General features: G+C 35.7%; 21 protein-coding genes. 12 read left to right on the forward strand and 9 right to left on the reverse strand.

The genetic code is table 11. From position 1 onward, the window contains the following. Positions 1-21: 21 nt before the first annotated feature. Both DES48_RS13470 and aldA read right to left on the reverse strand, forming a co-directional pair. The gene (locus DES48_RS13470) at positions 22-708 is read right to left on the reverse strand and encodes a uracil-DNA glycosylase (RefSeq protein ID WP_113869904.1); all 687 of its coding nucleotides are present in this window, start codon (positions 706-708) and stop codon (positions 22-24) included. A 144-nt stretch (positions 709-852) separates the two neighbouring features. Beyond that, positions 853-2298 (reverse strand): aldehyde dehydrogenase, encoded by a 1446-nt coding sequence (aldA, locus tag DES48_RS13475; RefSeq protein WP_113869905.1) that lies wholly within the window; start codon positions 2296-2298, stop codon positions 853-855. A gap of 204 nt (positions 2299-2502) precedes the next feature. Here aldA and DES48_RS13480 point away from each other — a divergent pair, with 204 nt between their 5' ends. Continuing rightward, entirely contained in the window at positions 2503-3639 is a 1137-nt protein-coding gene (locus DES48_RS13480) for an NADH-dependent flavin oxidoreductase (RefSeq protein ID WP_113869906.1), read from the forward strand. An 81-nt stretch (positions 3640-3720) separates the two neighbouring features. Here DES48_RS13480 and DES48_RS16435 read toward each other — a convergent pair whose 3' ends face one another. The 4 genes from DES48_RS16435 to bglX form a co-directional block, all read right to left on the reverse strand. Next, on the reverse strand, positions 3721-4542 hold the full coding sequence (locus tag DES48_RS16435) for a methyl-accepting chemotaxis protein (protein WP_113869907.1): 822 nt from the start codon (positions 4540-4542) through the stop codon (positions 3721-3723). A 165-nt stretch (positions 4543-4707) separates the two neighbouring features. Further along, positions 4708-6459, reverse strand: coding sequence for a methyl-accepting chemotaxis protein (locus tag DES48_RS13490; RefSeq protein WP_113869908.1), 1752 nt, complete (start codon positions 6457-6459; stop codon positions 4708-4710). A 496-nt stretch (positions 6460-6955) separates the two neighbouring features. Continuing rightward, a complete protein-coding gene (locus DES48_RS13495; RefSeq protein ID WP_113869909.1) occupies positions 6956-10297 on the reverse strand; it encodes a cellobiose phosphorylase in 3342 nt (1113 codons plus the stop codon). Next, a complete protein-coding gene (gene bglX, locus DES48_RS13500; RefSeq protein ID WP_113869910.1) occupies positions 10260-12467 on the reverse strand; it encodes a beta-glucosidase BglX in 2208 nt (735 codons plus the stop codon). The genes DES48_RS13495 and bglX overlap by 38 nt, the downstream gene beginning before the upstream one ends. Before the next feature lie 416 nt (positions 12468-12883). Here bglX and DES48_RS13505 point away from each other — a divergent pair, with 416 nt between their 5' ends. From DES48_RS13505 to DES48_RS13530, 6 genes are all read left to right on the forward strand, one after another. Next, positions 12884-14128, forward strand: a complete 1245-nt coding sequence (locus DES48_RS13505; protein ID WP_425451892.1) for an extracellular solute-binding protein — start codon at positions 12884-12886, stop codon at positions 14126-14128. A gap of 74 nt (positions 14129-14202) precedes the next feature. Next, the gene (locus DES48_RS13510) at positions 14203-15087 is read left to right on the forward strand and encodes a carbohydrate ABC transporter permease (protein WP_370622723.1); all 885 of its coding nucleotides are present in this window, start codon (positions 14203-14205) and stop codon (positions 15085-15087) included. A gap of 14 nt (positions 15088-15101) precedes the next feature. Further along, positions 15102-15926 carry a carbohydrate ABC transporter permease gene (locus DES48_RS13515; RefSeq protein ID WP_113869911.1) on the forward strand — a complete coding sequence of 275 codons (825 nt, stop codon included), beginning with the start codon at positions 15102-15104 and terminating at the stop codon, positions 15924-15926. A 21-nt stretch (positions 15927-15947) separates the two neighbouring features. Continuing rightward, positions 15948-16706 (forward strand): alpha/beta hydrolase, encoded by a 759-nt coding sequence (locus tag DES48_RS13520; protein WP_113869912.1) that lies wholly within the window; start codon positions 15948-15950, stop codon positions 16704-16706. 23 nt (positions 16707-16729) lie between these two features. Continuing rightward, positions 16730-17734, forward strand: a complete 1005-nt coding sequence (locus DES48_RS13525; protein ID WP_113869913.1) for a LacI family DNA-binding transcriptional regulator — start codon at positions 16730-16732, stop codon at positions 17732-17734. Between the two features lie 246 nt (positions 17735-17980). After that, entirely contained in the window at positions 17981-18541 is a 561-nt protein-coding gene (locus DES48_RS13530) for a sugar O-acetyltransferase (protein WP_113869914.1), read from the forward strand. 110 nt (positions 18542-18651) lie between these two features. Here DES48_RS13530 and DES48_RS13535 read toward each other — a convergent pair whose 3' ends face one another. After that, positions 18652-18864: a hypothetical protein gene (locus tag DES48_RS13535; protein ID WP_113869915.1), complete on the reverse strand. Its 213-nt coding sequence runs from the start codon at positions 18862-18864 to the stop codon at positions 18652-18654. Between the two features lie 118 nt (positions 18865-18982). Continuing rightward, entirely contained in the window at positions 18983-20674 is a 1692-nt protein-coding gene (locus tag DES48_RS13540) for a methyl-accepting chemotaxis protein (protein ID WP_113869916.1), read from the reverse strand. 845 nt (positions 20675-21519) lie between these two features. Here DES48_RS13540 and DES48_RS13545 point away from each other — a divergent pair. Beyond that, complete coding sequence (locus tag DES48_RS13545) at positions 21520-21711, forward strand: helix-turn-helix transcriptional regulator (RefSeq protein ID WP_079708651.1); 192 nt, start codon at positions 21520-21522, stop codon at positions 21709-21711. Between the two features lie 5 nt (positions 21712-21716). Beyond that, positions 21717-22190 carry a hypothetical protein gene (locus tag DES48_RS13550; RefSeq protein WP_079708650.1) on the forward strand — a complete coding sequence of 158 codons (474 nt, stop codon included), beginning with the start codon at positions 21717-21719 and terminating at the stop codon, positions 22188-22190. A 74-nt stretch (positions 22191-22264) separates the two neighbouring features. On the opposite strand, the gene cyoE is transcribed toward DES48_RS13550, so the two are convergent. After that, positions 22265-23182 carry a heme o synthase gene (cyoE, locus tag DES48_RS13555; protein WP_113869917.1) on the reverse strand — a complete coding sequence of 306 codons (918 nt, stop codon included), beginning with the start codon at positions 23180-23182 and terminating at the stop codon, positions 22265-22267. A gap of 323 nt (positions 23183-23505) precedes the next feature. Between cyoE and DES48_RS13560 the strand changes: the two genes are divergently transcribed. The 3 genes from DES48_RS13560 (at position 23506) to DES48_RS13570 (ending at position 25966) form a co-directional block, all read left to right on the forward strand. Continuing rightward, positions 23506-24765 (forward strand): methyl-accepting chemotaxis protein, encoded by a 1260-nt coding sequence (locus DES48_RS13560; RefSeq protein WP_113869918.1) that lies wholly within the window; start codon positions 23506-23508, stop codon positions 24763-24765. Between the two features lie 164 nt (positions 24766-24929). Next, positions 24930-25547 carry a TetR/AcrR family transcriptional regulator gene (locus tag DES48_RS13565; protein WP_113869919.1) on the forward strand — a complete coding sequence of 206 codons (618 nt, stop codon included), beginning with the start codon at positions 24930-24932 and terminating at the stop codon, positions 25545-25547. A 17-nt stretch (positions 25548-25564) separates the two neighbouring features. After that, a complete protein-coding gene (locus tag DES48_RS13570) occupies positions 25565-25966 on the forward strand; it encodes a Spx/MgsR family RNA polymerase-binding regulatory protein (RefSeq protein ID WP_079708646.1) in 402 nt (133 codons plus the stop codon). Positions 25967-26316: the final 350 nt, after the last annotated feature.

Consider the following 26316-nt stretch of genomic DNA (forward strand, 5'->3'; position numbering starts at 1 on the left):
CTCAAATGACTCGCATTTTTATTATCTAATCTCATTTGGTATTTTCCAATCAATTGGATCACGACTAGCCTCTCTTAAGAAACCATTTGCTTTTGAAAAAGGTTTACTTCCGAAAAAGCCTCGATAAGCAGATAAAGGACTTGGATGAGTCGAACGAATGATATAGTGTTTTGAGGTATCAATCTTCTCCATCTTCTTTTGCGCGGCTGCCCCCCACAAAATAAATACAACTGGTTCATTTTTTTGATTCACCACATCAATCACGCGCTGTGTAAATTGTTCCCATCCCATCCCCCGATGCGAGTGGGCTTGACCAGCTCGAACCGTCAACACATTATTTAACAGCAAAACGCCTTCTTTGGCCCATTTCACTAAATACCCATGATTCGGTATGGAACAACCGAGATCAGCTTGTAATTCTTTATAAATGTTACGCAATGAAGGTGGAATGGTCACTTCTGGTTTTACAGAGAAACTAAGCCCATGTGCTTGATTAGGTCCATGATAAGGATCTTGACCTAGAATAACGACTTTAACATTCTCATAAGATGTGTAATGTAGGGCATTAAAGATATCATGCATATCGGGGTAAATCGTTTGTGTAGCATATTCTTTTTTCAAAAATTCTCTTAGTTTTATATAGTAGGCTTGTTCAAATTCAGCTTCTAATAACGGAGCCCAATCATTATGTAAAATTTGTTTATTCATCACGCTCAACCTTTTTCTGCATTCTATTATTCTATTAGAATAACACGAAATAATTAAAAATTCGATGAAGAAAAAGATCTATCCTCAGATAATCTGAAGATAGATCTTTTCGGTTTGTATAGGCTCTTTCATTTGGAAAACAAATTATTGTTGATACTCCATATAAACGGCTTGAGTAACGAGAAAGTCTTCCATGCCGTGTCTTCCGTCCGTTCCGCCAAGTCCAGATTTGCGCATTCCTGCATGATACCCTTGCACCGCTTCCATATTTTCTCGGTTTACATACGTTTCTCCGAACTTCAATTGGTTAACGACTTTCATCGCTTCAGATAAATTGTTTGTATAAACAGAAGAGGATAAACCATAATCTGTATCATTACCCATCTCAATCGCTTCATCTAATGTATCAAAAGTGACGATAGGAATCACCGGACCAAAAATTTCTTCTTGAATGATCTTCATATCTTGCTTTACATCTGTAATAATCGTAGGTTCATAAAAATAGCCTTTTTCTTTGCCTTCAGTAGGTTGTCCACCTACTAAGACGTTTGCACCTGCTTGTTCTGCCTCTTTGACCATTTGATCTACTGCCTCTAACCGCTTTTGACTAACTAAAGGCCCAACATCTGCTTGCTTATTGGTAATTGGATTGTCTACCTCTGCTTCTTTAAACGCCTCTTTGAGTTTTTCCGTAAAGGCTTCAGCTACACTTTCTTGCACATAAACACGCTCTGCATTTGTGCAAGCTTGGCCATTATTAATTAAACGAGACTCTTTAATTTTTTCGACGGCTACATCCAAATCCGCATTTTCAGTGACAATAGCTGGAGCCTTACCTCCAAGCTCTAAGTTAACCTTTGTTATATTTTGCGCAGCCGCTTCCATTACCTTCGTACCAGCAGCAACACTACCTGTCATACTAATCATTGCTACTTTAGGATGAGAAGATAATTGGTTACCAATGGTGGAGCCAGTACCTGTCACATAATTATAGACACCTTTTGGTACGATATCCATTTCATCAAGTAATTGTGTGAAAAAGTAAGCCGTATTTGGGGTTTGCTGACTTGGTTTTAATACAATGGTACAACCAGTTACTAATGCAGTAGCCACTTTACGAGCTAAAATAAAAATAGGAAAGTTCCAAGGTACGATCCCTGCAACAACACCAATTGGCTTCTTATAAATAAAAATATTCTCACCAGGTCGATCACTTGGTACAATATCTCCTTCAATTCTTCTACCCCATTCAGAGGTATAGCGGAAGAAATCAATAGCTAAGTCAACTTCCCCACTTGCTAATTCATAATCCTTCCCTTGTTCTTCTTGTAATAAAGAAATAAATTGCTTACGATGTTCCGCTAGTTTGTCACCTAGTGCTCGTACAATATTTCCCCGTTCAACACCGGGCTTTAACTCCCACGATTTCTGTGCTTGAAACGCAGCATTGACTGCTTTATCCACGTCATTTTCTGTTGATTTTGCGATTTTTGAGATAACCTCTTCTGTCGCCGGATTTACTATATCAATAGTTTCGGATGCTTCTGATTCCACAAATTCTCCATTAATATAAAGTTTTTGGGTGTTCATTTTAGCACTCCTTTATATGTGTTTGTTTTCTTCTTCCACCATGATTTACCTATTAAACATATGACTCGTTAAATCATAACCAGCCCGTTGGTGATGAGACAATTAGCTTGAAAGCAATTTAATTGTATTTAATAAAAAGAAGTGATACTTTAATGGTTGTTCGTATAAGCTAGTTAGTAATAAAAAATATTGGAGGAAACGCTTGTGAACAAAGACTATGCGCCACTATTTGAATCGTATACATTGCCAAACGGAGAAGTAATTAGAAATCGGATTATTATGGCGCCAATGACTAATTATTCTTCTAACCCAGATGGTTCCGTAACCGACGAAGAAATTTCCTACTATAGTCGACGCGCTGAAGGAGTAGGAGCTATTATCACAGCTGTAGCTAACATTACACCTGGAGGGAAAGGGTTCCCTGGTGAAATTGGCGTTGATCGTGATGAGTTAATACCTAGCTTATCCAAATTAGCATCTGCAATCAAAAGTAAAGGTGCAAAAGCTATCTTACAAATTTTCCACGCAGGAAGATTGGCACCTGAAGATTTACTTCCGAACGGGGATGTTGTAGCACCAAGTAACATACCAGCAGAACGGGCTGGAACAATCAATCCGAGACCAAGAGAATTAACTGTTGAAGAAATTGATGACATTATCAAAGCTTTCGGTGATGCCACTCGCCGAGCAATGGAAGCAGGATTTGACGGTGTCGAAATACACGGAGCAAATGGTTATTTAATTCAACAATTCTTCTCCCCCCACGCCAATCGTCGAGAAGATACATATGGTGGATCCGTTGAAAAACGAATGACATTCCCGCTAAAAGTAATTGATGAAGTACAAAAAACAGTGAAACAATATGGAGATGCATCTTTTATCGTTGGATATCGCTTTTCACCAGAGGAACCAGAAACACCTGGTATTACCATGGGGCAAACATTGCAATTGGTGGATCGCTTAGCTGACAAAGGGCTTGATTATTTACATGTTTCTTTAATGGACTTTTGGTCAAAAGCACGAAGAGAAGCGGATACAACGAAAACAAGAATTGAATTATTGCTCAAACAAATCAATAAACGTGTACCATTAATTGGCGTTGGCTCGATATATCAAGCAGATGATGCAAAAGCTGCTATGAAAACCGGGGTTGAGTTTCTAGCACTAGGTCGCGAACTAGTCATGGATCCAGAATGGGCTAAAAAAATCCAAGAAGGTAAAGAAGATACCATTGTAACCACGTTAGATACGACAAAAAAAGATGAACTAGACGTTCCTGAACCCCTATGGAATATCATCACATCTGTACCCGGATGGTTCCCAGGCATTGCTAAAAACTAATGTAAAAAGTAGTTTTCCATTTCGGAAAACTACTTTTTATGTAGGACAATAAATTAGAAAACTGCTCATTCTATGATTATGTTAGTTAAAGTTTGTTTCCATAAAACTTTTTAATTTATTAGATGTTTCATTTAATGTCTCAATCTCATTCATAAATTCACTTACTAATTGCGCTTCCTCTTGTGATGATTTTGTTATCTCTTGAAAATCATTTTGTAACGAATGAATCGAGTTTTGAATAGCATTAAGTGTTTCTTCAATTGTTTCTGTAGCATTTTTTGAATCTAAGGATAGCTTCCTTACCTCGGAGGCCACTACACCAAATCCTGCTCCCTCGTTTCCCACGCGTGCTGCTTCAATAGCCGCATTTAATCCAAGTAAGTTCGTTTGTTCACTGATACCTTTAATCGTATTGGTCACATGTGTTACTTCCGAGGAATGCTCAACCGTTTTTTCTGTATTTTTCTGGATTTGTTCAGCTGTTGTAGATAACTCTTCTGAGTGAGCAGCAATATGTTGAACCTTTCCTAATAAAGAATCTGCTACCATATCCATTGAATCAATTATATTTTTGAACATTTCTTGTCTTGTTGTGCTAACAGCGGCATTAACAGCAGCGATGATATCTCCTTTGTCATCTTTAATCGGAAAAGAAATACTAGTAAACGGCACACCAAACTCTTCTTTTGGAACTTTTAGTGTAGTTGTACCTCCACGATCAACCATCGCATAATTAAGATAACCTTCAGGTAGACTTTCACCTGGTTTATGGCCAAAGTCCAATTCTGTACTCGGTGAATAGTATAGGTACTTTTCATGATCAAATACAGTTATCATCGTGTCCTCCGTTAACAACTCTTTAATGTATGGTATTGATGTAATAAATGCTTGTACTTTATCCAAACAAAATTCCCCCTTTTTATATTTCATCGACATAAATCAACTTAAATAAAGGATTGAAATTATCGCATCTTATAATAAAAACACAATGAAACTACATATAATAGGAAATCCTTCTTTTATTTCTGTCAACAAGCTGTTTCATCAACCAGTGCCTACTTATGCCTTCTATGCGTCTTCTACTTTCTTAAATTTACTTACTTCTTCATTTAAATCATTTACAATATCCATATTTTGTTTTGATTCGTTTGTGATGGATGTAATAGAATCTAATAATGTATTGGTATCTTCACTAGAATGAACTACTACATTAACACTCTCTTCTACAGCCAATGAAATACCTTGAATGCCCTCTGCCATATTTGTTGCTACTTGTGTCAATTTGTCGGATTGATCTGTAAAGTTCGTAAGCGTTTGATTCATATCATCTGCATCTTTTTTATAGCTATTAGCAACTTGAACAAATCCATCATAGTCAGTGAGTACTTTTTCATTTATATAGGTGTTGACTTGGTTCGCATTATCTATTAAAGCTTCAACAGCCTCATTAACCACCTTACTGATGTGCTGAATATCATTTGCTGTTACTTGTGTATTTTCTGCTAATTTGCGAATTTCCTCTGCCACAACAGCAAACCCTTTTCCGGCTTCCCCTGCACGAGCAGCTTCTATTGAGGCATTAAGGGCCAATAGATTCGTTTGTTCAGAAATCTCCAGTATATTAGATGTAAGTGCATTAATTTGTTGCACAGAACGACTATTTTCAATAGATTGTTCCATCGTACGTTCTATATCGCCAATCATTTTTTCGGTATCATTTTTACTTTGGTTCGCCTTTAACTGTACATCATTTGCATGTGCTGCAATAGTTTGAATATGATTTGCATTTGATTGTGCATCATTAGCAATATCTTTTGCAGATGAAAGTACATGTTGCGCCCCGTTATCCATTTCTTGTATCGTACTACTTATCTCTTCCATACTTGCAGATAATTGATTTAAGGATGCTGAGATACTAGAAGTTGAATCCTTACTGTCAGCAAGATTGGTATCGATCTGCTCTGTCGATTGAGAAATCAATGTTGATCCTGATTTAATTGAAATCATGGCATGTTGTAATGTTTCCAAGAAACGATTAATCCCTTTGACCATTTGCCCCACTTCATCTTTTGCCTCATAATTAATTCGCTCTGTTAAGTCCCCTTCATTATTTTCTAACTTTTGAATAATGGTTCCTAACTCTTTATTCGTTTTTTTCAATGGACGAATAATTGTGCGAACAGATGCCCAAAAAGCCACAATAACAGATACAAAGAATACAAAGGCCATAGCCCAGACAATCCAAGTGGAGCGATGAACGCGGGAATTAATTAATGACACCTCATGTGCAATACTATTATCCAATACATCTTGAAATTCTTTTTCAGATTGTGCAACTGCGTCTGATAGAGCTTGATACGATTGGTATTCATTATTAATAGCGGTTTCATTATTTTGCTCTGAATTTTCTACAATGGTAGTTGCTTGTCCGAGTGCTTCTTCTAGACTTTCCTTATATGGGGCATACGCATTAATTAAATTATTATTCATTGCTTGTTCAGAAAATTCTTTACTTATGTTAGCGATTTCATTTATGCTTTTAATTGCTTGCGCGACGTGATTTAAAATACTTTCTGATAGTTCGTTATTACTTGCGGGATTATTATCCGAAAAATAACGTTCAATCATTACATCAATTTGACCTCGCTGTTTTGCTAATTTAATTTGTTCTGATTCTAAATTCACAAAGGAATTTGAGATTAAATTAGCCGATAATTGTACTTGGGAGTTGGTAATCCCACTCAGTACTGTATTCACTGTAAATAAAGCGGTTAAAAAAATGAGAATAAAAAATAACCTTTTGCCTACTGATTTGCCCATTTGCTCACTCCTATTTATGTTATGTCTTAATTATAGGAACAGTTGTTTTGAAAAGTCTATAAACTAAAAGTTGATACGCAAAATATTTTATTCTTGCTATTTATAATTTTTAGCACTATTCGGTCACTAACTCTTTACTGAGAATGCCTTTAGCCACCAAAAAAGAAGTTGGGACAAAGCTAATTTTTAACTATAGTATACGAATGATTGATGAGAGCTTAGCCATCGCAACTGGAAATGCACTCGCGTTTTGCGGGCACGGCCTCGGGCACACAGGACGTGACAACGTCTAATTTCTAGCCGCTTTACAAAGTGGATTTTCGGCTCGTGGGACTGCGATTACTCGTCCCATCGAAAACATGCACTGTTTCCCCAAGAGTCTCGTATATTTCCAGTTACTTAGTTATGTTTTCTAACTAAAACGAACGATGGATAAAATAGGTTATCCATCGTTCGTTTATCAGGGATCTTCATTCACTTTTGTTCCAGCCTCTCTTTATAGATAAATATCGATCTGATTTATTTGATTACGAAGTCTTTCTTCTAGAATAGCTCTTTTTATTATGAACCCACCTTGTCGATATTGGTTTACTTCTTCTTCAGTTTCTAATTCAATACCATTCAATAGTACTTTTCTATCTGCTTCTTCGAGATGATAAACGAAACGAATTGGCCATTTGTTAAATTGAAAATCAAATTCCAATCCATTAAATGATTCTGGTATAACAGGATCAATCACAAGGTTGTTAGAATGCTGGCGTATACCCATGACATTAGAGATTAGTTGATTGATATATATTCCAGGTCCACTTGAATATATGCGCCATCCCCCTTTCACCGGAATTGCTCCTGTAGCTAATTCCGTAAATCTATCTTGCGCTTCATAGCGAGTAGCAAATTTCCCATCTGAGCTACTAAAATATGCATTACTTTGTCTATAATCAGCATTGGGAACAGTAGAACGAATGCCAATTGGATTAATAACTATCAAACCATTCCATGCTTCTTCCTTATATCCAAGCTTCGCCATAGACTCCACAAAACGGATATGTGCATGAACATATTGCAACCCTATTTCACGGCCAAAATTAGCAGCTTGCTCTGCTCGTTTAAAGTGATGTGTAACACCCCCACGATAGGTGGCTGGACGATTCATTAATCTTACCCCGTCTGGAAATTGTAAGTGCTTTTCTATGATAGCTAAATGATAATTGGCTTGTTCAAGCGTAAACAGCCCGCTAATCATACTTCTTTGCATCGGTAAGAGACGATAATCTATACCGGTTTTCTCATCACTCGGATGTAGCATTAACTCTACACTTTGGGGATCTCTCATGTATATAAAACCAGGTATAATAGGTTGATTCAAAAAGTATCGATGGAAATCTCTCTTAATACTCTCTGCTAATTCTCTCATTTCTTTTGCTTTGTTTACGTAAACATTGTCATAAACAACCGCAAGCTTCTGTATGACTTGATATGTTAGTGCTACAGTCCAAGCGCTAACCATATACTGTCTAAACTGTTCATTTGCAGGTTGCAATGTGTCATCCCAGTCACCATCATCATAAGCAGATAGATACGTATTATATAGAAAATGTTTATTAATATACGCAATTTCTTTTTCAATATGGTCAAAGATCGTTTCCGTTTCAGTTGTGAACTGAAACGTAGCATCATCTGTATAAGGAACTTTTTCTTCTAATAATGTATAATCATTTGTTGCTTCAAGGTAATCACCAATCATCTTGAGCGGCCAAACAATAATATCTCCATGACTTTGTGCTTGTTGAATAAACGAATATTTATCAAACATAAACCATTGAGGCCAGTTTCCTGTTTGTTTGTATTGATGCGAGAAAACTATTTTTATAATTGTTCGTACCGTTTCATAATTTTGGGTAGCCATAAAATATTCAAATGGCCCTTGACTCACATCCCTTGTACCCCAAGCCGCTCCCATATATTGTTCTAATCCATGAGGGGAAGAAAAGTGTACCAGCATATTATGGGTGTACCATCTAGTAATCATATTTAATTTTGCTAGGTCAGTACTTTCTTGCTGTGGTAATGTAAGGTTAAAACCTCCCACCATTTCATTGAGATAAGAACGATATTTTTTTGCCTCTTCGGCAAAAGAAGCTAATTTAGTCGTAATCGTCTTTTTCTCTTGAAGATCTGCATGTATAAGCATTGACCAATTGGATGTCTTTGAAATTGACAATACAACCATGAAAGCATCATCCTCGGAAACATTATCCACTAATAAACTTTCATTTTCTTGAACATATTCGGCCCCCTCTATTAATAGAGAATATGAGAGCTCAGGGTAAACTTGTTTGCTTAGCGCTTCATCACTCGCTTTAAATTTCAACACATTATCTTCTTTGTCCATATACACGTTAGTCGGATAAGGGTGATCATTCATAATTATTTGATTTGTAACTAGGTAACGATATGCAATATTCGCTTGAGATTCAACTTGTAATTGTACAGTTTTTGAACCTAAACTCGTAAAATTTGTAACTATGATAGTATCCTCATTTAGCTTGTAATACCAACGCGTATAATTAAACCCAATTTCGAACAAACTCGGCATGGTTAATAATCGATAATCTCCGTCTAATTCAATATAGATACGTTGTCCGCTAGCTTTCATCACATTAAGTGCATTCCTATTACTACTTAGAAACTTGTGGAAGTTGCTATTACCGATTACTAGATGGGAATTAAATACCCCATACATATAGGAGGTAGTTGCAACCGTATCATCTCTTACTTCATCATTTTTACCACTTAACAAGATATGTCCATGCGGTCGCTCCACTAACTCTTCCTTAGATTTTAATACCACGTGCTCATAAGTTGGGGTGAAAAAGGATAGAAGCTGATCTTGTTCATACTCTGGTAATTGTTGATTCGGATAATAAGCGGATAGTTCTTCAAGAGTTATATCTTTACCCGTTATAGGCTCGCCAATATTAGCTTTTATCTTTATATCCTCTAACTTTTCACCTTTTGTAAATGGTTTAACTTGTCGCCAAGCTTCCATTACTTCTTTGTCAAATTCTAAGTGTGACACTGTTTCTGAATGATTAGGATGAAACAATCCATAAAAGACAAAATGTTGCTGCCCTTTTAGTTCTGTTCTTTTTGATTGTAATGCTGTATAAGCAAATTCATATTGATAAATTTCATTATCTAAATTCTTTTGATAGAGTGCTTGAGGTATGTTCGTGGATTTATAAGATTTTCCGTAAAATTGAAAACCATCTGTAGAATACCCCACTCCTCCACTTATCATCCCTTGTTGCAAATAGGGATAAGCGCTATTTTGTGATTGATTTTGCTTCGTACACACCACAAAACCTTTTTCCTCATCCGTGAAAACGGTATGGTCTAGATATTGGGATACATAAGCTTCATTTGATTGAACTGCAGCTTTATCCGCCAGCCCAATATCCTGCCCATAAATAAGATCGACTTCATATTTGGTATCACTATCTAACGTGACTTCCCAAAACCATACATTTAATTTTGAGAGATGGAAAGTCACAGAATAGTTAAGGTCTTTTGCTTTTCCTTCCCACCTAAGTTGAGAATCATTTCGAAATAACTGACTGTTTGATTGAACACCTATTAATGGAAAAACCTCTATCCCATTTTCCGAATGGATGCGTAAATAAATATTATTTAAAGATCCGTCTATTACATTTGATTGCAATTGATTAATCATTGTTTCTTGATGCATTACTTGAAAAATATCTCCACTAGGTAAGAAAGAAAAGGCCAAATCATTCTTAGATATTTCTATTGTTTTCATAAGCGCCTCCTTCATTTTTCTCTAATTGAAATGACATAGATAATGTATCTGAGCTATTTGATCCTACATAAATTTCAAAATCACCTGTATCACTTTGTTTCTTTAAATCAGTGTGGTGATAACGTAACTGTTCTTCTGATAATTGAAAAGAAATTTCTTTTTCCTCTCCCGGGTCTAAATGGACACGTTTAAAATCTTTTAATTCTTTAACCGGTCGAACAACTTCACCAACAAGATCACGGACATACAATTGCACAATTTCCTCTCCCGGCGTTTGACCTGTATTCTTCACATTAACTTCAATATCGAGCTTATTATTGATAGAGAGAGTATTGCTTGATAATTTCAAATCACTATAAGAATAGGTTGTATAGCTTAAACCATAACCAAAGCAATACAAAGGTTCATTAGGAGCATCTAAATACTTAGATGCAAACCGGTCTTCATCGGGAAGTTGTTCTTTTGGTCGTCCAGTCTGAAAGTAATTATAATAGATAGGAACTTGACCCACAGAATGAGGAAAAGACATCGTTAACTTTCCAGATGGATTGGCACTACCAAACAATAAGTCAGCAAGAGCTGACCCGCCTTCCGTACCTGGGAACCAAGCTTCAAGTATAGCATCCGCAACTTCTTCTACCTCTCTTAAATCCAATGGTCTACCGTTAAATAAAACGACAACAATCGGCTTCCCACACGATTTAATCTTTTGTAATAATTCAAGTTGCACGTTTGGTAAGGTTAGCTCTGTTCGAGAACCAGCTTCCCCACTCATTTCTTCTGATTCACCTAAAGCAAGCACAATTACATCTGCTGTGTTAGCAACATCAAATGCTTCTTGCACGCCATTTTCTATAGGTTCATTAATATTGCAACCTTTTGCTATGTTTACATTCATTCCCGGAGATATATTTCGCATTCCTTGAGCCAATGAAACAACGTCTTTTTGTTTTCCTGCTAATGACCACGGCCCCATTAAATCTTGGCTTTCTGCGTATGGGCCAATCAAAGCAATTTGTTGTGATTTATCTAAAGGTAACGTTTTTCTTTCATTTTTTAATAGCACACTAGATTTTATCGCTAATTGCTTTGCTATTTCTCGATGTGTTGCTGATAATAAGAGTTCTTTTTCTTTTTGCTCATTCGCTCCTCGAAACGGATTTTCAAATAATCCTAAATGTTTTTTTAACTCTAATATTCGTAAAACCGCTTCATCAATCAGTTTTTCATCAATCACCCCTTCTATAACCAAGTCTTTCAGAGAGTTTAGATAAGCAGTGGACATCATTTCAATATCTACACCAGCTGTTATCGCTTTCTTCGCTGCATCTTTTTCGTCGGAAGCTACGCCATGAGGAATTAACTCTTTTACAGCTCCCCAATCCGAGATCACTGTGCCCTCAAACCCCCAATCTTTTCTTAATGTGTCGCGAAGTAATTTCTGATTTGCACTGGCAGGGATGCCATTTATAATGTTAAAAGAGGTCATCACTAGCGCTGCACCTGCCTCAATAGCCGTTCGATAAGCCGGAAAATAATATTCCTGTTGCATCCAATCTGACATATCTACCGTGTTGTAGTCTCGTCCTCCTTCAGGCGCACCATATCCAGCAAAATGCTTAACACAAGCAGCTAACGTTTCCGGATTTTTCTGTAAATCTTCCCCTTGATAACCTTCCACAAAAGCTTTTGCATACAATTGATTCAGGTATGGATCTTCTCCAGTAGATTCTACAACTCTTCCCCATCGAGGGTCTCTAACTAAATCAACCATCGGGGAAAATGTAACATGAAGGCCAGATACAGAAGCCTCCTTTGCAGCAATTTCAGCACTTTTTTTTACTAAGTCGACATCCCAAGAACACCCCATTGCCAGAGGTACCGGAAAGACTGTGCGATAACCATGGATAACATCACTCATAAACAGCAAAGGAATAGCTAAACGACTTTCTTTCAAATAATTTTGCTGTATTTGTTTTACTTCCTTTGCTCCTACACTACCTAAAACCGATCCCACCTGTCGGATCGAATGATGATGTAACCCCATCTCTTCCATAGGGCCTGTAACCTGCCCTTCAGATGATGCACCTGTCAAGAATGGAACCGTCACTTGTAAAAGTTGACCAATCTTTTCATCTATCGTCATTTCGTTAAGTAAATTTTCTAAATGATTAGAATTGATCATTTTTCCCCTCCTTCAATAAAACAATTTTTTGTTGCAACCGATTACATTTAATACTATAATACATTTGTAGAAACGTTTCAACAAATTAAAAAAATAAATGGAATTTTATTTTCTAAAAAACACTTATATAATAACGTTTAAAATATGACTTTTTAACAACACAGTTATAAATTCATTATTTTGTAGAAACGTTTCTATTATTTGGGAGGTGACTATTTTACAATATATATTACACAGATAACTCTTAACCTTAAGTATGGTGTTGGTAAAGTATACGAAAAAATAAAATGGAAAACCGTTTGTTCTCAAGAAAGGATGCAATCACACACATTAAGTAAGAAAAGTAATAAAACGAGGTACCATGGACGTGATTAGCAAAAAAATTTACATTTGTTGGATGAAATGAACAAGAAAGGGTGTTTATATTGTTAAAACAAAAAATGTCGTTTGTTCTATTCTTAACAGTCGCAATTGGAGCAATTGTTCTTTTAAGTGCATGTTCACAAGATGAAGAACAGCAGTCCGAATCAAATGACACACTAACCGTTTGGACCATGAGTCAAGACTTAGAAAAGTTTGTTACTGCGTATGAAGAAGAAACTGGTGTTACCGTAGATGTTCAATCCTTCCCTTGGGATAATGCACATGAAAAATTATTAACAGCGGTCGCTTCTGGCGAAGGACCCGACGTATTACAAATCGGTTCTACATGGGTAGCCGAGTTTGGCGAAGCAGGAACATTTTTAGATTTAAGTGACCACATTGGAGATTACGAAAACTTAGATTTAAATAACTTCTATGAAGAAGCAGTTGCGTCTGCTCAATATAAAGATCAAACAGTAGGAATTCCTTGGTATGTGGACACACGCGTACTCTATTATCGTACAGATATTTTAGCTGAGGTTGGCTATCCAGATGGCCCAGAAACTTGGGACGATGTGTTAGATGCTTCAAGACAACTTGCGGATCGTGGGGAAGGTCAATACGGTATTGAATTCCCTAGAACGGATGAGAACTTTCCATTTATGCTAGCTTGGTCGCAAGGATGGGAATATAACGAAGCAGAAGGAGCAGCAAACTTTGGTAAAAGTGAATTTAAAGAGTCAGTAGAACTTTACAATACATTTTTTGAAGAAGAGTTATCTCAAAGCAACGATGGTAAAGAATTGTATCAAGCCTTTAGTGATGGTTCAAAACCGATGTACTTTAGTGGCCCTTGGGAAATTGATCAACTAAGAGATCAAATACCAGAATTAGATGGCAAATGGGACCTTAAAGTGATGCCTAAAACTGAAACAAATGACTCTATGATTGGAGGCGCACACTGGTCAATTTTTCATAACTCAGACAATGTTGATCAAGCATTAGATTTTATCAATTGGATGTCTGATCCAGAGACTCAGGTGGATTGGTATGAAACTAGAAATGAATTACCTTCTAACTTACAGGCGTGGGAAGATCCCATACTAGCTAAGGACGACAAAGTAAATACGTTTGGTAAACAATTAGAAAATACAAGAGCTTTACCTGTAATTCCTGAGTTTAATCAACTCAGTGAAGAATTAATCAACTACTTAGAGCGTATTTACCGTGGCGGGGAAGATGTCGATACTGTTCTAGAGGAGTATCAAGAAGAAGCAGCTCGTATTCTGAATAAATAGACTCAATACAATGAGGGTGCATGCCATACATATGCCTGCACCCTTTTTGAAAATAAATTAAGGCGGTGACTAGATTGAATTCTTTTAAAATGAAAATTACGCCATTTCTGTTCATTTTGCCTGCGGTAATTTTGTTGACTATTTTTACATTTTTGCCAATCATTATTTCTTTAGTTATCAGCTTCACCGACATGGATTTAGTTGGTTTAGGAAATCTTTCTAGCGTTCAATTCGTTGGCGTTGAGAATTTCGTAAGACTTTTTCAAGATGAAGTATTTTTGCAATCAATGGGGAACACCTTTTTTTATGTAGTTATTGGCGTACCATTAGCTGTTTCAACATCTTTTATAATTGCATTAGCTCTTAGCAATGTTTCAAATTGGATGTCAAATACCTTTCGTGTGATATTTTACATGCCCTCTATCACAAATATTGTTGCCATCGCTGTAGTATGGGGGTTTTTATACAATGAAGAATATGGGCTTTTCAACTATATTCTTTCATTAGTTAATATAGATGCAGTTCCTTGGCTTAATGACATACTTATTGCTAAAATTTCTCTCATTATTCTAGCCGTCTGGAAAAGTAATGGTGTAAGTATGTTAATTTTCTTAGCTGCTATTCAGTCTATTCCTAAGACTTATTATGAAGCAGCGGAAATAGACGGAGCAAACTGGTGGCATAAGCTCACAAAAATAACTATCCCTTCTGTAAGTTTTGCAACTTTTTTTGTAATTGTTACGACATTAATCGGCTGGTTACAATTTTTTGAGGAACCTTTTGTCATGACAGAAGGCGGACCGTTAAATGGAACAAACTCTATCGCGTTATTTATTTATCAAGAAGGGTTTCAATATAATGAATTTGGATATGGAGCTGCCGCATCATTTGTATTATTTGTCATTGTAATTATCGCAACAGCTATTCAATTTAAACTACGTAAAAAAGAAAACCTATAGGAAGGTGGATCTATATGCGCATTCGAAATCGATATAGCCGTATAATTATTAATGCTCTATTAATCATTAGTGGATTTCTCGTCGCCCTCCCATTTATTTGGATGCTTTTAAGCTCTTTGAAAACAGATCGAGAGGTATTACAGATACCTCCTACGATTTTCCCAGAAAATCCAACTTTTCAACATTTTGTTGACTTGTTTCTCAATTTAGATTTTGGCACATATTTAATGAACACACTTATCATTGTCTTTTTCTCTATGATTGGTCTCTTACTTAATACGATGGCTGGTTATGGATTTGGAAAATACAATTTTAAAGGCAAAGAAATAGTATTTGCTGTGGTCTTAATCACCATGATGATCCCTGGACAAGTTACTATGATTCCAACTTATCTTGTGTTAAATCAGATGGGGTTAACCAATACGATGCCTGGTATCATATTACCTGGATTAATTGTAGCATTTAACATCTTTTTAATTCGACAGTTTATGCATACCATTCCTGATGGGTTAATTGAAGCAGCACGCTTAGATGGTGCCGGTGAGTTTTATATTTTTTTTAAACTTATCATCCCTCTTTCTAAACCCATTTTAGCTGTTCAAGTCATCTTAACGTTCATTGCTTCTTGGAATAGTTTTATTTGGCCATTAATTGTAGCAAACGATGACGGTTTGTATACATTATCCGTTGGTTTATCATTACTACAAGATCAGAATGTCACAAATTATGGACTGCAAATGGCTGGCGCCGCGTTCATGGTTGTACCAATCTTAGTGGTATTTATTATTTTCCAAAAATATGTTATTGAAGGCTTTAATGTCGGCGGTATGAAAGAATAAGGCAGAAAGGATGGATAAAAAATGACTCTTTGGCAAGGAGAATTTATTTCAAAAACACTTTCAAGAACAATGACAATGTCCGTGATTCTCCCTCAAGAAATTAGACAAAAAAACTATCCTACACTCTATTTATTACATGGGTTTAGCGATAATGCAAGTACATGGATGAGAAGTACTTCAATAGAACGTTATGCTCTTGATAAAGGTTTAGCCGTTGTTATGCCTTCAGTAGATAACAGTTATTATTGTGACATGGTATATGGAGGGGACTTTTGGACTTACTTAACGGAAGAAGTACTGGCTATTTCTAGGTCCGTCTTCCCCCTTTCAGAAAAGCAACAAAACACCTTTGTTGCTGGCAATTCCATGGGTGGATTCGGTGCATTAAAATGGGGCCTCAATCACCCTGAAAAATTTGCCGCCATCGCCAGTTTATCTGGTGTCACAGACATGGTAACTCATCTAGACACTATCAGGAATGAAACCGGTATAAAGAAGGATAACTTGTTTCAAGTGTTCGGAGATAATACAATAGAAGGAACTGAAAATGATATTATTGCACTATTGCATCAGTTAAATCAATACAATGGAAGTAAACCAAAAATTTATCAAACCTGTGGTACCGAAGATTTCTTGTACCCAATTAATCAAAATTTTTACCAAGCCAGTCTACAAGCACCCATCGATTTAACTAGTGACTTTCCAAAAGGAGACCATTCATGGGAATTCTGGGATGAGAAAATCAAAGATATAATAGACTGGTTACCTATTAATAGGTAAGTAAACAATGTGGAGGAAGGTTTATGGCAACAATTAAGGATGTAGCAAAGCTTGCTGGAGTAGCTCTATCAACAGCCTCCTATGCGTTAAACGACAATCCGAGAATTAGTGAAGCAACCAAACAAAGAGTGTTAGATGCAGCAAAAGCATTAAATTATCAAAAGAATGGATTTGCTTCTGATTTAAAAAGAACGAAAACAAACACAATTGCTCTCATTTTAAGTGATTTATCTGGGCCTTATTATTCAGACTTAATTCGAGGAGTTCAAGATGTATGCACATCCAATGGTTATGATTTTATCGCTTGTAGCTCCATTGGCGGAGATCAGTCTACAGCAATTAAATTTTTAAAAGAGAAACGTGTCGATGGAGCGATTATTTTAGCACATAATATTAGTGATGAAACATGCATCTCTTATGCAAGAAAAGACTTTCCACTTGTCGTATTAGACAGGAAATTGCAACACGATTTTATCTATCATGTGGAAGTAGATAATGTTCACGGTGGCTATATAGCTGCGAATCATTTAATAGAGAAAGGTCACAAAGATATTGCCTATATTAGTGGTCCAACAAACTCATTTGATAATAAACAACGGTTTAAAGGATATCAACAAGCATTAAGGGAACATGAACTAGTCCACCAATCCAAATGGAATTTTGTTGGGAATTTCACCAAAGAAGGTGGATATCGAGCAACAAAATTACTTGTTGCTCAGCGCAATTTGCCTACCGCCATTTTCTTTGCCAATGATGAGATGGCTATTGGAGGGGTACGAGCCCTACAAGAACAGAAATACAACGTTCCTAGAGATATCTCAATTATAGGATTTGATGATATTGAGTTGTCTGAATATTTACCACCGGGCTTAACGACCATTAAACAACCAAAATACGAAGCAGGTGCATTGTCAGTCCACCTCATTTTCCAAGTGCTAGCTGGAGGGGATGTCGATAATTATTATCGATTATCTACTGAGTTTATTGAACGAAACTCAGTAAAAAAACTAGCAAGTAAAAATGAATGAGTGAACAAAGAAAGCAATGTAATACGTAATACCATCACACTTAAAGTATACAACTATGTTTTAAACGCAGTAGGAATCCTCCCCTTTTCTATCCTACTAATCTGATATAATGGTTGTAGATTAACTTTTGTATCGACTTTGTTAATGAAATTGATGAAAGCGTTATTTTAAATATACACGTTTCACTATACGTCCTTTGCAATAAAAACCTTTTAAAAATTCCATTATGAAAGTGGGTTTTGCAGCATGAAAAGTGAGCAACAAAAAATGATAGCTGGAGAAATGTATAATCCTCTGGATCAGGCTCTACTAAGTCAACGGGCAGCAGTGAGAGAAAAAGTTCAAGTATTTAATGCGTCACCAGACAGTGACTTGGAAAAACGAATGACTTTATTGACCGATATACTCGGCTCCACTGGTAAAAACGTATATATGCAACCAACCATTCGCTTTGATTATGGATACAACACCTATATTGGCAATAACTTTTTTGCCAATTATGACTGTACCATTTTAGATGTTTGTGAAGTAAGAATTGGTGATAATTGCATGTTCGGCCCTTGCGTGCAAACCTATACGGCTACCCATCCGCTTCATCCAACTGAACGAAATTCAGGAAAAGAATTTGGAAAACCGATTACTATAAAGCATAATGTATGGATTGGCGGTGGCGCTATTATTAATCCTGGGGTCACAATAGGTAACAATGCAGTTATTGCATCAGGAGCTGTTGTGACAAAAGATGTTCCTGATAATGTTGTCGTCGGAGGTAACCCCGCAAAGATAATTAAACATATTGATCCGTAATTAACAATATACTTATAAGCTAAGTAATAGAGTTGGCTGTTGCGTCTGCTAGCAAAGTATTAAATGATAGATAACTATTTTATTTTTGACAGTTACATACGGCGGAAACACTATTCTTGCTTATCGTTAACAGTCACTAACAAGTAAATTGTTAAACCACCCCAAATTATTAGCCAAATTATTGTATTATTTATTACAATTATGGCAGTTATAGCGACAGTAATGATGATAAGCTCTTTTTTCCTTTTTAAATTTTTTTGCAAAATGGTAGAAATAATCAACAACATAGAACAGAATAGAATAATGCCATCAAAAATTGTCATAAAACGCCATCCTTTAGAAATTTTGTTATCATTATACTAAAGATGATCAGCAAACGGTAACTAATAATAAAAAAGTAGAAGTCTGTATATAGGACTTCTACTTTTTATATCTAGACAATCAGACATTAAATTTACTTACTAATACTTTTAACGCTTCTGCCATTTGCGCTAAAGATTTGGCAGATGCATCGATTTCTTCCATTGAAGCAAGTTGTTCTTCTGTTGAAGCTGCTACCTCTTCAGAACTTGCCGCATTGTTTTGGGCTACCTGCGAGATATTCATTGCTGCATTTGCTACCTCATCAATACTTGCAGAGATTTGTTGTACCGTTGCTGTTACCTGCTCTATTTGAGGTGTCATATTTCTAGTACTTTCTAGGATTTGCGTGAATTTATCTGATGTTTGTTCCGTTACTTTAACCCCAGCTTCCGCATTTATCACGACTTCATTCATAATTTTCACTGACTCTTCTGTATCATGTTGCATTAGCGTAATTAATTCAGAGATACTACTTGCAGATGTTTGTGATTGTTCTGCTAGTTTTCTAACTTCATCAGCAACTACCGCAAAGCCAGTTCCATGTTCACCAGCTCGGGCTGCCTCTATTGCTGCATTCAGTGCCAACAGATTTGTTTGTTCTGCTATGTTACTAATGACATCTAAAATCCCACCGATTTCTTTCGAGCGATTGGATAATGAAGAAATAACTTGATTGGAACGACTAACCGACTCATGAATATGTTGCATTTGTGATAAATTATTTTCAACATATTGCGTTCCTTCTTCTGCTTCATTGGCTGTTTTCTTCGATAGTTCAGAAACATTTGCTGATTTCTCTGAAATATGAAACACACCTTGTCTTACTTCTTGTAATGTCTGAGAATTTTTTTCTAATTTTGTTGTTGTTTCCTCTGCTCCAGTTGCGATCTCTTGGATAGATGAAGCAATAGTTTGTGCAGCTGTCGTAGATTGATCAGCACCAGCATTTAACTGTTCAGCTGAAGCAGCTACTTGATTAGAATTCTCGCCAATAGAATAAATCATGTCTCGTAAATTTGTTGTCATTTGATTAAAAGATTCATTCAAATAATAAATCTCATCTTTGCTTTTTAATGTTATCGATTCAACCTTCAGATCTCCAGCAGCTACTTTTTCTGCTACTTCCCCTAATTTCACAATTGGTTTAGAGATGAAGCGGGCGATTACTAATCCTACACCAATTGCGATGATAAGGGCAATTGCACTAACGATTAGAACTGTGCGACTAGCAGCTTGTGAATTCGTCTGCGTCTCTGCAAATTTCACGTCTAAAATATCTTCATTAAGCCATGTTTCGAAAGAGTCTGTGTCTTCCGTTAAACTGTTGGCAATAGGAGTTATTAAGTCTAATCCATCTGCAAGTGCTTGTTGTTTATCAACGCTACTTTCATTAATGAGTTGATTAGCCACCTCTAGAAAGTCATTATTGGCAGTTTGAATTTTGTCTAAACGATCAGTTGTTTCTTGTAAAGTCGATAGTTGCTTTCCTGCCTCAATGGATTCGTTTATTCGTTCATTTGCTTGTTTCATCGATTCGATATACTGCTCATTATCATACAACATAAATGCTCGATAATAACCAATTTGAAGTGCTGTATCGGTTTGAATTGATTGACTAATAGAACTAAGTTCTTCCACTGTTTCAATTAAGTAATTATAGGATTCATTTGATTGTTTCATATTTTTGTAGGCAACAAATGAAGCTATTCCAAAAACCATGGCTACAATTATAAAGCTAACTACCAATTTCTGTTTAATATTTAATCTCATGATGTAGTCCCCTTTTTTTCTCTTTTTTTGACCATTTATATATCGGCACAAATGACTATAAATGAAACAAATTATGGTGATATATTGAATATTTTTAACAATATTTCAGTAGAAATAGAAATGAACTACATTAGTAGACCCCTAGATTGCGCTATAACCAATAAGAACAATGTACTATCTATTTACATCGCTACCGATAAAAAAGTAACAGGCCACCCACTTTGGATCGCCTGTTGTTATTATGTTCTATGCTCGGATATTATATCTCCTAGCTTGCTAAGTAAGAGCAAAAGGTTTTAGTGGATATCGCTTTGTTTTTCTTATCTGTTTTGTGAATTGTCAACCATTTTTCAAGCAAAATAAAATTTGAGATAAGGTGAACGCAGCAACAGGTACCGCATTTGCTTGTACGGCGCTGGTGAATTTTATATCTCGATCCAGCAAGCATCTGTAATACTATTTAAATGATACTCGCCCAACAATTCCATGCCCATGAGGTAAGTTTCATGTCCTTCATGTACCATTTTACCAGGTTCATATAAAACCGAATATGCTGGGGATCTAATTGGCTAATCAAATGATACGTTAAGCCTGCACTTGGTGCAATTGATCCGTGATGTGTTGCCACTAGCCCTATGACATTATATTGCTTACATAATTGCTCACCCTCTGTTAAGTAGAGGAAGCTTGCTGAAACAAATCATGGTATTTTGTGAGCGGTCATACCAAGGCACACCTAAACGGATTATGGAATAAACTTCAAGCAAAGAATTGATTTTCTAATAAAAATAATGTAATATATATAATACATTAAGTAATTTATATATTGCATAGTTGGTGATTCAATGAAAAATCGAATAAAAGTAGCTAGAGCTGAGAAATCTTACACACAAGAACAATTAGCTAAAAAAGTAAATGTTACAAGACAAACTATTGGTCTAATCGAAAAAGGAGAATACAATCCTACTTTACGTTTATGCTTATCCATTGCAAAAGCGTTAGACAAAACACTTGATCAATTATTCTGGGAGGAGTGAAGAAAATGGAAAAATCTTGGTTATCTAAGTTTTTACCTAACGATGAATACAAGGAAAGGAAAATGGTATATTTTATTGCAGAGTCTGCCGTGATACTTGCATTGCTGTTAGTTGTGTTTGCTTTGATTAATAACTATTCCCTATATGGAAATTCAACAACTGGAACGATTACTTTACTTGCCTTATTTTTTTTCATTGCTTATATTCTGGTCAGATACACGCTTTCAGGTATCGAATATACGGAAGTAACCACTAAAACAAAATACACGAAAGAAAGAAAAGCTATTTTAACTCGAAGCATCGTATCAATAATTTTGATCGTAATCTTTTCTATAGTGATTCAAGGCATCCCTGCTAATCTATCAGAGTCTGCTGATATAGTCGGACCCGCAATACTCATAGGTATTTTTACATTTTTCGGGAATTACACATCACTTCGAAAATCTTATAATAAAAATAGAAATTTACTAGATGAATAACATCTCCTTAACAAAAGAAAACACTGTCATTATTGAAGTACAGTGTTTTCCGCATTGTGTTAGCCATTCTCAATTTAGAGTGTCACAATAATCAATAATAAAAAAACAATCATTAAATAATTCACGGAGTATAAGAAATTCCAGTGCGCCCATGTTGTATCGTCCTTCATTAAAAAACCACTAACCACCAAAATCAACCATCCAATATTTAAAATGGAAGTAACAAGAACAAATATCAGACCTAATGATGATAGTAAAAATGGTATTGGTAATAAACAATGGAGATAAATAACCATATGCCTTTTGGTTCTGTTTATTCCAGAAACCACTGGTAGCATAGCTACATTTGCAGCTAGATACTCTTGGTATTTTTTAATAGCTATCGCATAAGTGTGCAGCATTTGCCATATAAACAGAAGTAAACATAATACAATCGGAACCACATGAAAGATAGATCCCACTGAAGCCCAGCCTATTAATGGTGTCACAGCACCAGATACACTACCAATAAACGTGTTAAAAGTGTAGCGACGTTTGGACCACATCGTGTACAAAAACACATACGTAAACCAACCAATAAAAGCGAACCATATCGTTGCTACATTCACCATAAATAGTAAAGTGTAACCAATGATGGTTAGACATATCGCCAAAATAAATACCGCTTTTAATGGCATGACACCAGTTACCGTTGGCCTTTTTTTCGTTCGTTCCATCACAGAATCAATATCTGCATCATACCAATTATTCATCACAAGTGCTCCTGCTATAACTAGCATGGCACCAACGCATATAAAGATACTCGTCAACCAATAATCCATAAGTGATTGATGAAAAAAGTCCAATGCTAACACAAATCCCGTCAGTATTGGCAAAAGATTTGCTATCAACACCTTAAACTTTACTAATGATAAGAAATCAGCGACTTTCAATTGATGATCGCTTTTTTTATCTTTTATATTATTTTCAACTGGTTCTATATTCGTTAGCATTTCACAATCCCCTTATTAAAAATTCTTTCCCATTTAAAACTAAAATGGTAAATTCTAAAAATAATTACCAATAGACTATTAGCAAATGCTTGTATTCTCTTATGTGTTGTTTATCACTTCTCCAATATATTTTAACCTAATTATTTAAGAATTCGTATATGTAACTTGTTATTTACATAATAGATTATTTCCAAAGCATACAGATAAAATAAATAGCGAAAATCACTACACTATTATGCAAAAATGTCGATATAATTACTACACTTTTCATTTGTTCAATACTTAACATAGTATTCACATTATAACTTACTAGGAGAGATAAGATGAAGATTAAAAAGAAATTATTATTATCACATTTAGTTGTTGCATTGATCACTTCCGCATTAACAATAGTTACATTTACTTTTTTAGATGGATTGGAAGGCGCTGCTAAAATAATTTCACTCATGACATTACTAATAGTATCCTTAATCATTGGAGCTGTGATAGGTATTGCGATGGCAGGTTCTATTAGTTCTGGAGTAAAACAGATCATTACGAGACTTCAACAATTAGGTGAAGGAAATTTACGTGAGGAACATCTTCAGAGCAATCGAAATGACGAAATTGGTGAATTAATCCACACAACCAATCAAATGCAAGAACAATTTGTACAGATGAACGTGATGTTAAAAGATACATCAAATAGAATTGATAGGTCTAGTAATGTCTTGATGCAATCTTCTGAACAAATGATGTATGGGGCCGACCAAGTTTCTTCTACTATGGAAGAATTATCAGCTGGTGCTGATTCTCAAGCTAATCACGCTAGTACTTTATCAGACAGTATGAATAGTTTTGTGCAACAGGTAAATAATTCCTATGAAAGAAGTAAACAAATTTCACAATCTTCTAATAACGTCATCAACCTTACCGAAGAAGGCAGTAATATGATGCAATCTTCGGTTACGCAAATGGGTGTTATTGATAAAATCATTAAGGATTCCGTTAATACGGTAAAAGGATTAGATAATAAGTCAAAAGAAGTAACGAAGCTTGTACGTGTTATTGAAGAAATTGCCGAACAAACCAACTTATTAGCACTAAACGCAGCAATTGAAGCAGCTCGAGCAGGTGAACATGGAAAAGGTTTCGCTGTCGTCGCTGATGAAGTAAGAAACCTAGCTGAGCAAGTATCAAGCTCTGTTGGCGAGATTACCCAAATTGTTAACAGTATTCAAACAGAAACAACTGAGGTAGTAAGTACATTACAAAATGGTTATGAAGAAGTTGAAAAAGGTACCGATCAAGTACAACAAACTGGGGAAACATTTAAAAATATTACTAATTCTGTTCATGAAATGGGGCTTAGTATCAAAAACATTGCTAACATCTTAGCTGAAATCACATCCGAGACAAGAAAGATGAGCAGTGGCGTTGAAGAAATTGCTGCGGTAGCTGAAGAATCAGCAGCTGGCATAGAAGAAATCACTGGTTCTTCTGACCAATCAACTAAGGCCATTCAAGACGTTTATGATCATTCTGAAAATCTGAGCGGCGTATCCAAAGAGTTACAACAGTTTGTAAGCCAATTTAAAATATAGGTTAGCTAACTATGCTACAAGAGAGCAAAGGATTTTCCTTTGCTCTTTTTTTGTTTTACAACGCACCACATATGACAATGTGTCATTTTTATTTGACAAGTGACACATTGTCATATATTATAGTAGATAAGTGACACCGTGTCATATACATAGGAGGGAAGTTTTTGCCAAAAGAAACATTTTTTAATCTGACAGAGAATAAAAAATCGAAACTAATCGAGGCAGCAGAACAGGAATTTGCTCGTGCTCCACTCCATGAAGCATCCATTGCTAATATTATTAAAACAGCTGGTATTCCACGAGGTAGTTTTTATCAATATTTTAGCGACAAAGAAGATCTTTATTTTTTTCTATTAGATAGTAAATTACAAACAAGCAAGAAAAATTTTATTGAAGCTTTAGAAAAACACCACGGTGACATATTTGAAGCATTCATCGAAATATATAATGATTTTCTAATTACAATGCCGGATGAAGAAGAGCATAACTTTATTAAAAACGCATTACTATTTGCCACTTATAGAGTGGAGAATACGTTTGCTGATATATTTGATTCTACAAGTGATCGAGAACATTTCAATCGTTTGATGGAATTAATTGACCACAAACCATTTAAAGATAAAGAAGAAGTTATCTCTATTTTACAAATGATCGGAGCTATTGCTTTTCATAATTCAATTGTAAAGTTAACGAACAAATTATCAGATGAAGTAGCGATTAAACAGTTCCGTATTCAAATGGACTTTATAAAATATGGTGTCTATACAGAAAAATCTAAATAATGTTAGGAGGAGAACACATGACTGTTACAGTTTTTGGATTCCGAAGTAAATCATTTAGGAAAGCAAAACAATGGTTGAAAGCAAATGATATAACTTTTAAAGAAAGAGATATTGTGCACGAACCGATAACAATGGATGAAATCCTTCAAATTTTACGAATGACAGAAGATGGCACAAGCGAAATTATTGCTACCCGATCGAAAGCATATAAAGAGTTAAATTTAAACATGGAAGAAATATCGCTACGTGAATTAGTTACGGCTATCCAAGAGCATCCTCATTTACTTAAAAGCCCAATTATTGTTGATGAAAAACGTCTGTTAGCAGGCTTTAGTGAGGAGGATATTCGTCAGTTCTTGCCACGAAGAACGCGTTTAGATTGGCGTCTCAGTCATTTGAATGTGCTTTATGCAAACTAGTTGTTTTCAGCATTGCTTGAGCAATTACATACAGGAGTAACCTGTTTTGGTTATAAATTATTCAATAAGTATCCGCCCGTTTTAAGAGCGGATACTTATTTTCTGCATTCATTAGAGAGAAGGAGACACGTTAAGGAGACACAACGAGTAGAGGTTCAAGCGGTTACTCATTAATTGATTATCTGGAATGGATAGAGGACAATTATAAAGATTGTATCTTAACAGACATGGGTAATCCCTTTAACTTTTATCCAAACATCTCACAGATTCTATTTGTTGAATCTGTTCATGTACCTGACATTCAACCGTGCCATCCCTTTCCTTTTCCCTGATTAATCATTTAATCTAAA

It is taken from the genome of Paraliobacillus ryukyuensis (assembly GCF_003315295.1).
GTDB lineage: Bacteria > Bacillota > Bacilli > Bacillales > Amphibacillaceae > Paraliobacillus > Paraliobacillus ryukyuensis.

Coding starts and splice junctions, on each gene's coding strand:
- DES48_RS13470 (WP_113869904.1), bottom strand. CDS start 708: ATGAATAAACAAATTTTACATAATGATTGGGCTCCGTTATTAGAAGCT.
- aldA (WP_113869905.1), bottom strand. CDS start 2,298: ATGAACACCCAAAAACTTTATATTAATGGAGAATTTGTGGAATCAGAA.
- DES48_RS13490 (WP_113869908.1), bottom strand. CDS start 6,459: ATGGGCAAATCAGTAGGCAAAAGGTTATTTTTTATTCTCATTTTTTTA.
- DES48_RS13495 (WP_113869909.1), bottom strand. CDS start 10,297: ATGAAGGAGGCGCTTATGAAAACAATAGAAATATCTAAGAATGATTTG.
- bglX (WP_113869910.1), bottom strand. CDS start 12,467: ATGATCAATTCTAATCATTTAGAAAATTTACTTAACGAAATGACGATA.
- DES48_RS13515 (WP_113869911.1), top strand. CDS start 15,102: ATGCGCATTCGAAATCGATATAGCCGTATAATTATTAATGCTCTATTA.
- DES48_RS13520 (WP_113869912.1), top strand. CDS start 15,948: ATGACTCTTTGGCAAGGAGAATTTATTTCAAAAACACTTTCAAGAACA.
- DES48_RS13525 (WP_113869913.1), top strand. CDS start 16,730: ATGGCAACAATTAAGGATGTAGCAAAGCTTGCTGGAGTAGCTCTATCA.
- DES48_RS13530 (WP_113869914.1), top strand. CDS start 17,981: ATGAAAAGTGAGCAACAAAAAATGATAGCTGGAGAAATGTATAATCCT.
- DES48_RS13535 (WP_113869915.1), bottom strand. CDS start 18,864: ATGACAATTTTTGATGGCATTATTCTATTCTGTTCTATGTTGTTGATT.
- DES48_RS13540 (WP_113869916.1), bottom strand. CDS start 20,674: ATGAGATTAAATATTAAACAGAAATTGGTAGTTAGCTTTATAATTGTA.
- DES48_RS13545 (WP_079708651.1), top strand. CDS start 21,520: ATGAAAAATCGAATAAAAGTAGCTAGAGCTGAGAAATCTTACACACAA.
- DES48_RS13550 (WP_079708650.1), top strand. CDS start 21,717: ATGGAAAAATCTTGGTTATCTAAGTTTTTACCTAACGATGAATACAAG.
- cyoE (WP_113869917.1), bottom strand. CDS start 23,182: ATGCTAACGAATATAGAACCAGTTGAAAATAATATAAAAGATAAAAAA.
- DES48_RS13560 (WP_113869918.1), top strand. CDS start 23,506: ATGAAGATTAAAAAGAAATTATTATTATCACATTTAGTTGTTGCATTG.
- DES48_RS13570 (WP_079708646.1), top strand. CDS start 25,565: ATGACTGTTACAGTTTTTGGATTCCGAAGTAAATCATTTAGGAAAGCA.